The 15,482-nt window shown below is 39.5% G+C and carries 13 protein-coding genes; 5 read left to right on the plus strand and 8 right to left on the minus strand.

Going from position 1 to position 15,482, the window contains the following annotated elements; translation table 11 throughout:
- Positions 1 to 2: 2 nt before the first annotated feature.
- From ACYVIL_RS14335 to ACYVIL_RS14345, 3 genes are read right to left on the minus strand one after another with little or no spacing between them, the layout of a single operon-like run.
- Positions 3 to 1,484: a sensor histidine kinase gene (locus tag ACYVIL_RS14335; protein WP_460312987.1), complete on the minus strand. Its 1,482-nt coding sequence runs from the start codon at positions 1,482 to 1,484 to the stop codon at positions 3 to 5.
- 57 nt (positions 1,485 to 1,541) lie between these two features.
- The gene (locus ACYVIL_RS14340; RefSeq protein ID WP_303474203.1) at positions 1,542 to 1,769 is read right to left on the minus strand and encodes a histidine kinase; all 228 of its coding nucleotides are present in this window, start codon (positions 1,767 to 1,769) and stop codon (positions 1,542 to 1,544) included.
- 11 nt (positions 1,770 to 1,780) lie between these two features.
- Positions 1,781 to 3,106, minus strand: coding sequence for a sigma-54-dependent transcriptional regulator (locus tag ACYVIL_RS14345; RefSeq protein WP_460312989.1), 1,326 nt, complete (start codon positions 3,104 to 3,106; stop codon positions 1,781 to 1,783).
- 461 nt (positions 3,107 to 3,567) lie between these two features.
- Between ACYVIL_RS14345 and ACYVIL_RS14350 the strand changes: the two genes are divergently transcribed.
- Positions 3,568 to 4,587 (plus strand): response regulator, encoded by a 1,020-nt coding sequence (locus ACYVIL_RS14350; protein ID WP_460312991.1) that lies wholly within the window; start codon positions 3,568 to 3,570, stop codon positions 4,585 to 4,587.
- Positions 4,577 to 5,548: a GGDEF domain-containing protein gene (locus ACYVIL_RS14355; protein WP_460312994.1), complete on the plus strand. Its 972-nt coding sequence runs from the start codon at positions 4,577 to 4,579 to the stop codon at positions 5,546 to 5,548. Before ACYVIL_RS14350 ends, ACYVIL_RS14355 begins: the two co-directional genes overlap by 11 nt.
- Positions 5,549 to 5,588: 40 nt before the next feature.
- Here ACYVIL_RS14355 and ACYVIL_RS14360 read toward each other — a convergent pair whose 3' ends face one another.
- From ACYVIL_RS14360 to ACYVIL_RS14370, 3 genes are read right to left on the minus strand one after another with little or no spacing between them, the layout of a single operon-like run.
- Positions 5,589 to 6,281, minus strand: a complete 693-nt coding sequence (locus ACYVIL_RS14360; RefSeq protein WP_460313046.1) for an RluA family pseudouridine synthase — start codon at positions 6,279 to 6,281, stop codon at positions 5,589 to 5,591.
- A gap of 7 nt (positions 6,282 to 6,288) precedes the next feature.
- Complete coding sequence (locus tag ACYVIL_RS14365) at positions 6,289 to 6,657, minus strand: YacL family protein (protein ID WP_303474197.1); 369 nt, start codon at positions 6,655 to 6,657, stop codon at positions 6,289 to 6,291.
- A gap of 7 nt (positions 6,658 to 6,664) precedes the next feature.
- Positions 6,665 to 7,192 (minus strand): M48 family metallopeptidase, encoded by a 528-nt coding sequence (locus ACYVIL_RS14370; protein WP_460312996.1) that lies wholly within the window; start codon positions 7,190 to 7,192, stop codon positions 6,665 to 6,667.
- A gap of 326 nt (positions 7,193 to 7,518) precedes the next feature.
- On the opposite strand from ACYVIL_RS14370, the gene ACYVIL_RS14375 reads away from it, so the two are divergent.
- Positions 7,519 to 9,333: a peroxidase family protein gene (locus ACYVIL_RS14375; RefSeq protein WP_460312998.1), complete on the plus strand. Its 1,815-nt coding sequence runs from the start codon at positions 7,519 to 7,521 to the stop codon at positions 9,331 to 9,333.
- A gap of 375 nt (positions 9,334 to 9,708) precedes the next feature.
- On the opposite strand, the gene ACYVIL_RS14380 is transcribed toward ACYVIL_RS14375, so the two are convergent.
- Positions 9,709 to 12,462 (minus strand): hypothetical protein, encoded by a 2,754-nt coding sequence (locus tag ACYVIL_RS14380; protein WP_460313000.1) that lies wholly within the window; start codon positions 12,460 to 12,462, stop codon positions 9,709 to 9,711.
- A gap of 105 nt (positions 12,463 to 12,567) precedes the next feature.
- Positions 12,568 to 13,182 carry a hypothetical protein gene (locus ACYVIL_RS14385; RefSeq protein ID WP_460313002.1) on the minus strand — a complete coding sequence of 205 codons (615 nt, stop codon included), beginning with the start codon at positions 13,180 to 13,182 and terminating at the stop codon, positions 12,568 to 12,570.
- A 582-nt stretch (positions 13,183 to 13,764) separates the two neighbouring features.
- Between ACYVIL_RS14385 and ACYVIL_RS14390 the strand changes: the two genes are divergently transcribed.
- Positions 13,765 to 14,349 (plus strand): hypothetical protein, encoded by a 585-nt coding sequence (locus ACYVIL_RS14390; protein ID WP_460313004.1) that lies wholly within the window; start codon positions 13,765 to 13,767, stop codon positions 14,347 to 14,349.
- A protein-coding gene (locus ACYVIL_RS14395; protein ID WP_460313006.1) for an IS3 family transposase occupies positions 14,315 to 15,462 on the plus strand; the annotation gives its coding sequence in 2 pieces (ribosomal slippage) (positions 14,315 to 14,549 and positions 14,549 to 15,462; 1,149 coding nt in all). The genes ACYVIL_RS14390 and ACYVIL_RS14395 overlap by 35 nt, the downstream gene beginning before the upstream one ends.
- Positions 15,463 to 15,482: the final 20 nt, after the last annotated feature.

Below are 15,482 nucleotides of genomic sequence, written 5' to 3' on the forward strand. Positions count from 1 at the left end.
TATTAGTTTGATTCAATTTTATTCAGTACTGCGTCAGTGGGCAATTTAATCACAAAAACAGAGCCTTTACCCAACTCACTGGTTGCAGAAATAGTACCACCGTGGCGTTCAACAATCCGTCGGCACACCGCAAGACCAATTCCCGTTCCTTTATATTCATTGCGCCCATGTAACCTCTGAAACGGCACAAATATTTTTTCGGCAAATTCATTTTCAAAACCAACACCGTTATCCTTTATGGTGAAGACATGCATATCACCGTCAGCAATACCATTATCTAACGGATTTTCTTCTAGTTTGTACTGCAATTCGATTATGGGTGCCACTTCTGGTTTTCTAAACTTGATGGCATTTGACAATAAGTTTAGAAATAGTTGATTTAACTGACTGGGATCACCTTTGATTGTGGGTAGCTGTGAAACAATAAGCTGGGTTTTGCTTTCTTCAATGGCAATTTCTAAATCACTTTCAATTGCTTCAATCACTGTGGACATGTCGACTTCAGTAAAATCTTTGCCTCTTGTGGAAACTCGAGAAAACTCTAACAAATCACTAATTAAATTAGACATACGTTCTGCCGCATTTTTCATGCGATTTAGATAGTCTGCGCCTTTCTCACCCAGTTTTTCAGAATAGTCAGACTGGAGTCTGTCACCAAATGCACGAATTTTTCGGAGGGGCTCTTGAAGATCATGAGAAGCGACAAAGGCAAAATCCTCAAGCTCTCGGTTACTCCGAGCGAGCTCTTCAGAGTATAGGGTTAAAGTTTGGGTTCGTTCCTCTACTTTTAATGCAAGGTTCTCATTTTGCTGTTCTAATGAATTTCTAAATTTCTCTTCACTCACTAGATTCAACCTAGCTAACACTATTAACCCTAGCAGTAGCAAGGCACTAGTAATAGCAGAGGTGAAAAAAGTGAATACTGATTCTTTCTCCGAGCGATTTAATTTGCTATACAAAAAATTTCGATAAGAAAGTTCATTGTCGATTATTTGCGAAAAAAGTTGACCAAGATCTTTCGTTAACTCGTTACCTTCCCCCCCTTTTACAAGTCTGATTGCGGAGCGCTCCCGATCAGATTGGGCAAGGGCAACGGCTTTTTCCATCTCATCCATTTTCATTTCGGTGAGCTTAATTATTTCGTCGATCAACGCTTTTTGACCGACGATTTCCACGTTGACTACACGCACTTTCTCAATCTGTTCAGAGAGTTGCTTAACGGAACTAATATAAGGCGCGAGATACTCTTCAATTTCAGTTAATAGATAACCCCGTTGGCTACTTTCCGCTGCGAGTATCATAATATGTAATTCATCAAGGACTAAAATTACATTACCGGTGTTGGTCAGACTTTCCTGCACTTTGGCTAAATCTCGCGTGGTTTTAACTGCAAGATAAGCATTCACGCTAATCACCCCTAGCACTATGATGGTGACGGTAAACCAAGTGAAAACAGTGTTTCCAAATAAACGACGTTGTCTCATAAATTGTTGCTCATTGTTAAACTAAATTGAACGTTAAACTAAGTTGAAACGACAACGCTAATGGTTATTGTCTTTTTGCGAATCACTAATCATCTGAAGCTTGTCACTGCAATCTTGACAAGCTGCGATAATTTTACTTAACGCATCAACCGCTTTTTCGCGGGGTAAATCATTTTCCAAAACTAATTTGACTAATTCTGCGTTCATCGAAATTCGATTCAGAGGGCCTCGCGCGTCATGGACTAAGGTTCTAATATCATTATTTTGATTACGTTCTATTGTCATTAAAATTCCTATTATTCTTCAAAGTCACCGTAAGCATGAAGACGGTTGTAAAGAGTCTTGGTACTTATACCAAGCATTTCCGCCGCGAGTGTTTTGCTTCCATTTACTTTTTCAAGGGTCGCTCGAATTAATTCTTTTTCAACATTTTCAATTGTTTGTCCAGCTGATATCTGATTCGATGATGTTGAATTAGAAGCAAAAGGCGAGGCAAAACTGCTAGGTAAATCAATGGTTGATGATTCAGGATCACTCATGATGAACGCTCTGTGCACCGCATGACGAAGTTCCCGCACATTGCCCGGCCAATCATAATCAGTTAACCGTGTTAATTGTGGTTTAGACCAAGCAAAAGACGTTCCATTCTCCTCATTGAGCTCATTCAAGAAGGCTTCAGCTAAGAGAGGAATATCATCTTTACGTTGTCGCAAACTTGGAATATCGATAGGAAACACCGCTAACCGAAAATACACATCCTCCCTAAGTACCTTACTTTCAGCCAGTTCATTAACGCTTCTATTGGTTGCTGATACCACTCTGCAATTCACATCGATTTCTTTTGTTCCCCCTACTCTTGTGACCCGTTTTGACTCCAGTACACGCAGCAGATTTGGCTGCATGTCAAGGGGCATTTCGGTCACCTCATCGAGGAACAAGGTTCCATTTTCAGCCCGCTCAAATACACCATCTTTACGACCCACAGCCCCTGTAAAGGCTCCTTTTTCATGGCCGAATAATTCGCTACCAATGAGTTCTTTAGACAGTGCACCACAGTTAGTCGCAATTAATGGACCTTCGCATTTACTCGCGCTGTGAATTGCTTGAGCAACCACCTCTTTACCTACACCACTCTCTCCCATTAACATGACATTGGCGTTAGTTTTCGCTACTCGCTCGATCATCAAATACAGCTCTTGCATTGGCGCAGATTCGCCAATTAAACAACCAAAATGCAACGCTTTACTGACTTTTTTGACTGCTTTTTTAGACTTACGATTCAATACTTCTTCAATATCTTCACGCTGAAGAGGTTTCACTAGATAATTTACGTTAGGCCCGCACAATCCGGCTAACATCCCCTTTACCGAAGGATGCCCGGTAATTAAGGTAATGAAGGTTTGTTTTCCGGTGCTTAAATCTAATTCATCGATAAGGTGCAAACCACTGCCATCGGGCAGCATAAAATCAAGTAAAATATGATCAAACTGTTGATGCTCTAACCACTGCCGAGCTTCTTTTAATGATCCCGCCACTGACACCTCATGGCCTAAGAATTCAATAATTTGATAAGCTACGTCTGTAAACTCATTGTCATCATCAACTAATAAAACTTTTAACACATCATCGTCCTTTAATAATCAATATGTTGAAACTGCAAACATCTATTAGGAATGTGAAAGAACATTGCCCTACTCATTACTTTTTATCAACTTTAAAATATTCCCTAAAATCGAAAACCTGAATTTGAATCTCACTTAAACCTGCAAATTTTTCACATGAGTGAAACTTTTACTGACATAAACACATTTCGATCACTCTATAATTCAATAAACAATCTAAAGTCCTTTGCTATTTGTTAAAACCAGACAGCAACTAGTATGACCTCGATTTTTGTCAGACACTTAATTTCACTTTGGTGTAAATGTTGCCTTGATCTAAATGTTACTTTGATCTAAATGTTGCTCTTACTGTCTGAAGGGAGTTCCGCAAGGGACAGAACATTTCGAGGTTTTTATTGGGAACAATTCAATTTAAAGCCAAAAAGGTCTCTGATACACCAACTCATAAGGCAAATTTTTAGGTGAAAAGATTAACCGGATTAAGTATATTAATCGCTGATGACAATAGGCTAACCTTGGAAGCCCTCAAAGGCCTTATTGAACTGTCTGGTGCGACGGTGACAGCGGTTACAAATGGGCAGGAAGTTATTCATGCTCTTCGTTCAATGCCAAAAAAATTTGACGTCATCTTATTAGACATTAATATGCCTACCATGGACGGACTAACAACGGCTAAACAAATTAGATTAGACCCACGTTTTAACGAATTACCCATTGTTGCCGCCACAGCAGATTGCCAAGCAGAAGATCAATTGAAGTGCTATGAAGCAGGCATGAACGCTCACATTGCTAAGCCCATTAGCTTGCACAAACTATGTGAAGGAGTACTCGCAGTTTTGCAAAAACACCCCCAACCAGTCGTTGATAATGAGCAAGATTCCAGCGTTATCAGCGATGCTGAACTGAAACAACAAATCTTAGATCGATTTGGTCAAAACCATACCGCAGTAGAAAATTTAATTCCCCTATATGCTCAGGAGTTTATAGAACAATTAAATATTCTTAAACACTCTCGTGATTCAAAAACCATCATTTCATCTTTGCATATCCTTAAAGGCTTGGCCGGAACAATAGGTGCCTTAGACGTTTACAACTATGTGGTTCAATTTCATGCTTTGGTCAAAAACCAGCAGTTAGACAATAATCAAATTAAGGAAAAATTAGAAACCCTTTCCAGATTGCATGCGGTTAACCTGCAACGCTTACAACAATTGTTTGTTAAAACGGATACTCCTATCCATTTCCAAAAGGACGAAAATACCCAGTTCCCTCCAGAAAAGTGCAAACAAATCATCCATTTATTAGAAAAAAATGATCTATCTATTATTCAATACGTTAAAGAATTGAGCTCTCAATTTCCCAACCATAGTGAATTGAGAACTCTCAATAAATTTATTGAGCAGCTAAAATTCAAACCCGCATTAGACTTCGTCTTAGCTCACTCAAAAAACTGTTTGCAGAGTACAAACTATGACAAATAAACAGGTTAATTTTGGCAATATATCTCATCGAATGCCGATAATGCTCATCGCCGATGATCAGCCGTTAGTGGTTCGTCAGATTTATGAAATTTTTCAGAATGACTTCCATATTTTCATGGCTAGCGATGGGCTACAAAGCGTTGAAATGGCAAATGAATTGCTCCCAGATATCATTCTTTTAGATATTAATATGCCGCATTTAGATGGCTTTCGAGTATGTGAAAAAATAAAAGAAAACGTACTCACTTCGCATATTCCTGTGATTTTTATTACCTCGAATATCGATGAGGCCGATGAAGTCAGAGGTTTTGAAGTCGGCGGTGTCGACTTTATTCGCAAACCTATTAATCCCACCATTACATGGGCCAGGGTGCAAAGTCACGCGCAAATCAAACGCCAATCAGATTTGTTGCGCAGACTCGCCTTAGTTGATGGTTTGACAGGTGTTAGCAACCGTTATCAATTTGACGACCAACTGCGCACTGATTGGCTATCCTGTGCACGAGAACAAACGCCGTTAGCACTTTTGATGATTGATGCAGATAACTTCAAACAGTTAAACGACACTTATGGCCATCAAGCAGGTGACAAATTTTTGAAAGTGTTGGCAGAAAAAATAACCACCTGCGCGCACCGACCTGATGACTTAGTGGCCCGCTATGGTGGTGAGGAGTTTGCCTGTATTCTTCCTAACACTGACCTTGCTGGTGCGTCAAAAGTGGCTGAAGATATTCGTCACTTAATTGAGCAAACAATGGTCTGTATAGATACAAGTCAGGATACACATTTAAGTATTAAAACCACTGTGAGTATTGGTTTGCACTGTTTAATTCCAGACAGAAAGCGGCAGTGTGATATTTTAATAAAAAGCGCAGATCACGCCCTGTACCAGGCAAAATCTCAAGGAAAAAACCAAGTCTGTGTGTTTAACAATGAGAAAGTTGAACAGCTATCAAATTAAAAGGAAAGGCGAAAATCAGCGACTATTTGTACATGCGATTTTAAAAAGGTGCAGGGCAAAACCCTTGCACCTTCTTACCTGTTGTAGGATGTTCAAAGTCTACACTTTCTGCATGTAACATGAGTCTATTGGCTCTTTGGTAACTCTCTTCAGTCCCATATAAATCACAGCCTAAAATAGGATGCGTTAGATGTTCGCTGTGGATCCTTAATTGATGCGTTCTACCGGTTTGTGGATGAAAACGAATTCGAGTGGAACAAGGATTATCTAATCGCTCTAACACTGTATATTGAGTTATGGCTTCTTTGCCAGTAATAGAACATATTTTCACTTTTGGAAACAAGCTAGGATCTTTAGCGATAGGTTGACTGATTTGACCGTAATCTTGACAAACGTGTCCATGCAACACACTCACATAGGTTTTTTGTACTGTGCGCATCTGGAATTGCTTCCCTAAGTGGCTATTAGCCTGTTTATTCAGAGCAATTACCATAATACCTGATGTACCAAAATCCAAGCGGTGAACCATAGTGGCAGAAGGGTAATCTTGTACTAACCGAAAATGTACTGAGTCGGAATTTATGGGGTTTTTACCTGATAAAGAAAGCAAACCACTGGGCTTGTTAATAAGTAACATCGACTCATCTTGATAAAGTATGCTGATTTTTTCTAGGCATTTTGGTGCTACAAAATTATCAACAATCGTACTTTTCGTTGATGATGGTTTGGCAATAATCGAGTTATTGTCCACAAACAAAATCTCGCCACGAACTTAAAACCTGAATGAAGTCGTCCAATCCACACCCTGAAACAGATTCTTGATCATATAACTCTGTACCTTCTGGCAGCTCATCAGGCCCATCCATATCCAAATCTTTTGACCTGACTTCTACCTCATCACAATCCAGTCGAAGATTAAATTCTTTCCCCTCCAACAGATACCCTTTCATTTGGTGTTTCTGTAATGCGTCAATTGCCGTAAAAAGTGCAGATATGTTATCTTCCCTTGTTCCAAGTTCTTCTGTAAACCAACGTGAAAATGCCTCATGGCCCATCTCGAACTGAGCCTCTGGCTCACCTTGCAAATTGCGTATAAATTGATAATTCATAAGGACCTTATTGATGATTGGGTGACAGGTTTTTATAAATCTCGCCTTTGTATTCAAGATGCGTTAAGTAAACACGCACATCAAACTCAATTTGGTGATAATTGGGCAACATATGGCAACAAAGTTGATAAAACGCTTTGTTGTGATCCTTTTGTTTCAAATGGGCGAGTTCGTGTACCACTATCATATTAAGAAATTCAATAGGTGCATTTTTAAACAATGTACTAATGCGTATTTCATTTTTACTTTTAAGCTTACCGCCCTGCACTCTTGATACAAAACTATGCAACCCAAGGGCATTTTCAACAACGTGAATCTTCTTATCAAATACCACCTTACTCAGCGGTGCTGACTTTTTGATGTATTGATTTTTCAGTTCAAGAACATATTCACGCAGTGCATTGTCGTTAGGCACGCTATTCACCAGCGGATACTTCTGAAGCAGATAATCGGTTAACCGGTTTGAATCTAGCAATTCAGTTATTTGCTGCTGTAAGTCAGGGGAATACGCAGATAAATATTTAAGAGACGACACAAGTTTACTTTTGAAAATGAATGAATGCCTAGTTTAACTCGCAGCCACCAGTTAGTCACTAATCGCGTTTATCCGTAGTCTCCTTGTCAACACATCTAAATCACTTTTACAATCTTTGCTACACAAACTTCACACTTTACTCGAGTAAACTGCGCTAAAACTGCACAAAAACCACACCTAAACTCCACAATTAATCACGAACTAACATTTATTTAACCTATCTACCCCTTAGCGCCTATCGCAATTCACCTCATATAACTGTTCTATACAAATAGAAGGAAAAAAGCCGTAAATGATAAATAAATTAAAATAGTAGGAATAAATTAATGAATAAACGTTATTTAATCATCCCCTTATCAATCGGCCAACTGACTATGATTTCGGCATGTGGAAGTGGTGAATCGGAAACTGCTTCCAACTCAGACGCTGTAACATTAGCAACAGCAGAGATAAGCCAGGATAACCAAACCAACCAACAAAGAGGCGGAAGTAACACTCGCTCTTCCCAAGGGATAGATGAAGATGTTGAAGTAAGAAGAAACAATGAACTCAATCGGCCGGGAAGAGATGAGATGCAAATGAATGAACAAGACGGTAGAGAAATTCGCTCCTATGACGGCACCAGTAATAATCAACAACATCCGACTTGGGGCGCTACTTTTACCCATTTACAACGTATTGCCGAAGCAAACTACACCGACGGAATATCGTCTATGGCGGGAAGCACTCAAAAAAGTGCGCGGGAAATAAGTAACTTATTGGTTTCTCAGGCCCAAGGCCAAAGCATTGAAAACAGTTTTGATACCAGTGATTACCTATGGCAATGGGGGCAGTTTATCGATCATGATATAGGCTTAACAGATGGCAGTACACCTGAACAAGAGAACATACCCGTCCCACGAGGGGATGTGTTTTTTGATCCCAATGGCAGCGGAGAAGTCGTTATTCCTTTCAACCGTGCTATTTACGATCCTGATACGGGTACAAGTATTGAGAATGTAAGAGAACAGGAAAATGAAATTACTAGCTGGATAGATGGATCAATGATTTATGGTTCTGATAATGAGCGCAACAGTGCCTTGAGGGTTGGAGATAATAGCCCGTTTTTAGCAACCAGCAGTAACAACCTGTTGCCATTCAATTCCGATAATATCCCCAATGCAAACGGCTTTGTCGCGGATCCTAGTCGCCTTTTCATCGGTGGCGACTTACGGGTTAATGAACAAGCCGTACTCACCGCTATGCACACGGTTTGGCTACGTGAACACAATCGTATTGCTAGAATTTTACAGTCTTCGCAAACCAATGCTTCCATCGAATCAATCTATGAGCAAGCGAGACGTTTAGTTATAGCCGAAATTCAAATTATTACCTATAACGAATATTTGCCTGCATTGCTAGGTGAAAACAGTATGCCTGATTACCAAGGCTATGATGAAACCATCAACCCAACTATTTATAATGAGTTTTCCGCTGCGACCTATAGATTGGGCCACAGTGAAGTAAGTGACAGTATTTTACGACTTGACGCAGATGGCAATACCATTGAGGAAGGTAACCTAGCCATTCGCGATGCGTTTTTTACTGGCATAAACTTATACCAAAATGAAAATGATATTGATCCCGTGTTGCGAGGATTGGCAAAACAAAGACACCAAACCATCGATACTCAAGTGGTCAATGGTTTGCGAAATTTCTTATTCGGAAACCCTGGATCTGGCGGCTTTGATTTAATTTCCCTTAATATTCAGCGTGGCAGAGATCACGGTTTAAACACCTATAACCAAACGCGAATAGCAATGGATTTAGAAGCCAAAGTCAGTATTGCCGACATTACCACCAACACCAGTTTACAAGCAGGACTGTTCAATGCCTATGGTTCGGTTGATGATATTGAGCTTTGGATCGGCGGCTTAGCCGAAGATCCTTTGACATCTCAAGGATCACAACTAAGCGAGCTATTTACCGCGATTAATGTAAAGCAATTTGACGAATTAAGGGCCGGCGATCGCTTTTGGTACAGCCGGTACTTAACTGATGATGAACTCGAATTCGTCGAAGATGTCACCCTAGCAGAAGTGATCCGCAATAATACCAACATAGGTGACGAACTACAGGACAATGTATTTTATGTGGAGTAATTGAAAATTCGGTACAGATAACCCAAGCACAATTTGAATGTGCAATTAAATGAGAATATGGAGTTAAATGTATATCTAGCACAAACAAAAAAGGCCTCGAATAATCGAGGCCTTGAATGCATGAAGCTGGGTTATGTTTCTGACTCTAGTCGCATCACTTTTGGATGCTAATTTATCCCCTGTACTGAACAATATCACACCCTACTTCATAGGTCAGGAATGCGGTTTAATTGTCTTATACTCCAAGTTTCGAAAAGCAAAGCTAAAGTGATTGATTTTTTTTCAATTAATTTTATGCTCCACGCTACGGTTACGCAAAAGCTTTAAAATGTCCGTTTAACATTACGCCCATGGTGTAGTTCGTTTTGCGCTTAATTAAATAACTTGCTTCCGTAAACCTAAAATCAGTAGAACCAATAACCAATAGAAAGAACCGAATGTACCTCCACCTGAACCTGATTCATTAGGCGTTACTGGTGTTGGATTGGGTGCTGGGTTATTTGTCGATAACTCTTCTTTGACAATAAGTGATACAGTACCTTTAACGCTTTCAGATATTGAGTCACTGACTGAAAATTCGATTGCATGATTGCCGGCAGAAGGGTTATTGATCAACAAAGTCCCATTGTTATCAATTTCAACGCCAGAAATATTGGAATTAAGCACAATCGTCAGAGAATCTGCATCAACATCTTCAACATAGGGAAATAAACTTAGTTCAGTATTCTCGCCATGCTCAAGCACAATTTGGGGAATATTTGCAGCATTTATTAAGGGCGTCCTATTCCTAGGATTTATTGTAAATGTAATAGGAGTTGACGTCATTTGAATTTGCCCGTCCGAGACAACTACCTCAACATTGTCAAATTTCTCTACTGCACTATCTGGAATAAAGCCATGAATAAGTCCATTATTGTCAATCGACATCCAATCAGGGTTATTGATTAACTCAAAACTGAGTGAATCCAAATCTGGATCTGAAGCTCGAAAAGGAATATTAATTAGGTCTCCTGTTTCATAGAAGAACTCTTCGCCTTGAGATACTATTGGCGGTCGGTTGAGCACACTGTTGATACAATATTGTTCCAATAGACAGGCTATATCAATTACACCTAATTCGTTTGACTTGTCGATACCTGCTTTGGGGTATGCAATAAGACCGTTACTTTCCTCGAACAACCTACTTCGGTTTACAGATTTTAATACCCCAGAGACAAGATCCAGTTTGTGCATTGTGTCCGTTTCTGTATCAAAGATAAATGGTTCTTCATAATTAAGGAAAATACCGTCGAGTTTGCTTTCGCTATAACTCCCATACAGATACTTACCATCACTAGACGTTTTTATATCTGAAAACTCAGTCCGTTGATCTTCCAGCACCGAGTTAAACACGAGATGCAATTGTTGACCTTCAACCTTATATAGATCATTGAGGGGGGGTGACCTAAGATAGACTTCATTCTGAGCAAAGATTGGAATATAACTAAAACTTAAAGAAATACTGTAGTCGTCTGCCGGGTCACGACGATAAACCCATTGAAAATCGCCGTTATGCATCGATATTTTATACAATGAATTTAACCAGATACCATAGGTATTTTGGTCAAAGGGATTATAAAAAACTGTTCTATAATTTATTGGGCGATATTCCACTTGCTCATCTAAAGGTGTGGTATAGACCGTCGTTAGTGATTGTGAGTGACAATCAAACAATTTGATATCATTGGCGTATATGACGACTAATTTACCTGTTTCACTGGTGTCAGAATAGATTTTGGCTTGTTGTTCTTCATCAATCACGATTTCCACCTGATTTTCGCTGATCTGGAAAAGTTGATCGTAGATACCATCCGAATAAGTTGAATAGATCTGATCTGTGCAGGAAAAAAACTGTGTATTAGGTATGTTTTCAAATTCAAAAGCTTCACCTGTCGCAATGTCCATAATGACGAGGTTATCTCTGTCTCGACCATAGATTTTTCCGTCAATAACATTGTGAACAGTATCTATGTTATCCAGATCAATACTGAAACTTGAAAAGTCGATAAGGTTTACGGAAAACAAATTGTCTGAAGAAGTACTGATATATGCTGTATCTGTGCCGCTAAACCATACCTGATCAGAACCGAGTCCATAGGGCAGCGTTATCTGATGCTTTTGTCCATCAAGTGTAATCACAAAATATCTAACTGCATCGAATAGTTCAGTGGGGCTGCGACTTTGATCGCTTCTTACAAGCCATCCATTGCCAATAGCGTGAATTTCATTGATACCACTATATTCAGTATGACGATTTAGGTTTTGTAGCTGTAGCGACTTAAAATACTTCATTTCCGGATTCGTTTTGTAGAGACCCGGATGCGGCAAAGCAGCCATCAAATAAAGATTTCCCTGTTCAATAAACAGGCTATTCCAAAGGGGCCATTCCATCTCTGACCAACTTCGCCTGTCGGCAAAATTAAGTCGGCCCCCTACAGTCTCACGACTAAAGGAGCTAACATCTACTCTGAAAAATGACTTCCTGTCACAGGTCTCCCTATAATCACATTCGTATGTAACAAATAGGTATAGATAGTCATTATCACTCTTCACTAGCTGAATCGATTTGCTAAAAAACAGGGTTTGGGCTAAAAGGGGCGTAACAGCATTGGAGTCAAAATCCACCTGAAAAATATTGTAATAATTATGGTTCCTATTTAGATTATTTTTGAGCAAGTTTCCCTGTATCAACGGTCCTTTGTCATTAGCAGCATATATCTCGATATCATGGTGTAAGCCCATTTGTTCGTCGGAATACATTTTTATATCATTGCTTTGTTTGTCAAATCGATTAATGCAGGTTTGATGATTGTCGAATTCGCTCTTGAAATAGATGAAACGGTCATTTTCAATAACTTGGCTGATTTTAGGCTCAACTCCCTCTGGTTCTAGACACTGTTGGACAGTGTCGAGTTTTGCCAAATCAACTAATCCTTTTCTAGCACTAAATGATGCAAGATAGAGGATACCTTCTTTCCGATGAGTGAAATAAAATTGGTGACGAAAAACCATGTTTATATCCATATTCAAGCCGGTGCGGCCAATTTGTTCAAAATACAATGACTCATCAAAATTAATCGATTCACTCAAATCAACTATTTCATAAAAATGTGTCTTTTTATCCTCATAATAGAAGTAACCTCCTAAGAAACTATTCGACGAATTATTGGAATAAATTTTAGGACTATCACCTAACTACACCACTTCTTTGCTTATGTCATTGTATTTAAAAACAGTTCCTCCAAATGAATAGTAATAGTCATCGTTGTCATTTTTCCACTCAAATCGTTGAAAAGCATGCCAATTATTGAATGGCGAATTCGAGATCTTCGGATACGGAGGCTTCCATGTTCTAGTTCCCTCAACTGTACCGTCGGTAATGTATAGCTCGGTATCATTATTTAATTTTACTGTATGTACCAATATTTCATTATTACTGAATGGTTTGATAGATATGCTGCTGCGCTTAAATTCATTGCTATTTGGGTAATAATTACTTAGTGGAAGGATAACCTCGTCTGAGGAGAGATCGAGTGAGTATAGTTCTTCGTATTCCCCTTCAATCTTTGTGACATACAATTTTTTATTGCCCAATTGATAAAATTTACTCTCTAGTGACGGGCTGAAGTCACTATCTGTATCACGTAAATAGGGTGATTGATCAGTTCTGATAAGCGGCGGGAAATATTCATTTACATCTACTTCAAACATAAATGATTTTGCATTTACGGAGGTATTCAAGAAAAGAACACTGGCAATCATCAACACGAACGTATTTAATTGCTTTGTTTTGCTGGCGACAAGGTACATCCAAACTTCCTTTTAATTGCATCCTTAATTTACAGAAAGTTAACATAGGAATTGTTATTTTAATAGACGAATTTTTTAAGATATATTATCTAGTGAAAGACTGCGACGGTTAAACGAAGATCATATTTTTTTCAGCACAATTACAGCAGGAAATACAAAATATACAGCAACAAAAAAGGCCTCGAATAATCGAGGCCTTGAATGTGGTTGCGGGAGTTCGCAACACTTTATTCCTACCGCCAAAAAATTGGAGCATAATTTACGCAAAACAGGACAAGGTGGTTGCGAATATGCAATACCGTCCGAGTCTCCAAACAGGCAAGAAAGTCGATTCGGAGAACTGTTCCATGCTATTGGATTAGAACTGACGCTATAGCCGACATATCTGCTAAACTATACACTGCTTTGAATTGAAAGGCTTCTTAGGACAAAGAGCAGTAATTCAAGAACTTGCACGAGCAAGACTGCATCATGCACTTACTAGTTATTGACAACTGACGTTGGTAAATCGTTTTCTTCTGTGTTTAATGACGCTATGATTAGTTCGGTCAAGTGAGGCATTGACATTTTAAGGGAATTGATTTGATAGGTACATCTCATACAGAAAAAACTTCGGCTGCTGGGTTAGTCGCAGGTCTAGATTTTCAGTACTATTTCTTTCTTTATAAGCTACTGAATTTGAAAAAGGATGAGTCTATTGGTTTTGAAGCTTTAGATGATGTGCATACTGAACTGGATACAGAGCATCAAGTACTAATTCAAGTAAAGCACACTGTGCAAAAGAAAGCTGACAATAATGCCGTTAACCTAACCGAATTAGATATTGACCTCTGGAAGACGTTGAATAACTGGGTATCCGTAATATCTGATAAAAACGACGGTAGAGAAAATGTAGACGCTCAAAAACATTTTGTAAAAAAAACCTTCTTTGTGCTGGCAAGCAATAAATCATTTACATCTACGAACAAGTTCCTTCAAAAACTAAATGAGCTGCAAAATAACGCGATATCAAGTGATGAATTTGTGACATATCTATCTGGTTTGGATGCGTCAACTAAATCAGAGGACTGGACTTCCCAGACTTTGCTAGACGCTTTTAATAGTTACAATGTAACTTCAAATAGAGGTGTTTATGAGCAAAGGCAAACGGTATACCGACGAGTTTAAGATTGAAGCAGTTAAGCAAATTACTGAGCGTGGTTATTCGGTTCAGGAAGTTGCTGAACGGCTGGGTATTTCAACTAAATCGCTATATCACTGGCGAAGCCAGTTAAGTGGCAATAAAATCGCTCGTCAGTCTTCTGATGATTCGGTTCGCATAGCGAAGTTAGAGGCAGAATTAAAGCGAGTCACGGAGGAACGGGACATCTTAAAAAAGGCCGCAAGGTACTTTGCAAGCCAGCCAGAGTGAAGTACGCCTTTATCCGAGATCATCAGAAACTATTTTCAGTGTTAGCCATGTGCCGCGTGTTAAAAATCAATCGTAGTGGTTTTTATGCATGGCTTAAGCAGCCGTTAAGCAAAAGAGCAATTGAAGATAATCGCCTGCTCAAACTGATCAAAGAGTCCTATATTGCCAGCGGCGGAACATATGGTAGCCCATGGATACATCGTGACCTTTGTGAAGCGGGTGAGTCTTGTAGCGAGCATCGAGTTGCTAAGATTATGCGACTGAATAATCTCAGAGCGCAGATCGGTTATAAGCGTAAATACATCAAAGGCGGCAAGCCATCACGGATTGCAGACAATGTACTGGAGCGTGATTTTGCCCCTGATGCGCCTAACACAGCGTGGGTAAGTGACATCACGTACGTGCGCACTTATGAGGGGTTTCTGTACTTGGCGACGGTTATAGACTTGTTCTCTCGGCGAGTTGTTGGTTGGTCAATGGATAAAAACATGGACAAGCATCTGGTTATCCGTGCATTGCTGATGGCTGTTTATCAACGTCGGCCCAAACAAACTGTATTGGTACACAGCGATCAAGGCAGTCAATACGGCAGCGCTGACTATTTGGCCTTTATGAAAGAGCACAACCTTACTCCTTCTATGAGCCGCAGAGGAAATTGCCACGACAATGCTGTTGCTGAGAGCTTTTTCGCTACGTTTAAAAAGCGGGTGATCAGAAAGAAGATATATACGACAAGAGACGAAGCGAAGACTGAGATATTTAACTTTATAGAAATGTTTTACAATCCCAAAAAACGCCATTCGCATACAGGCGGTGTATCACCAGCTAAGTTCGAAGAAGCGTATTATTTGGAACAACAAACTGTCTAGTGAAAGCTGGGAAGTCCAAC

Source organism: Aliiglaciecola aliphaticivorans (assembly GCF_054782055.1).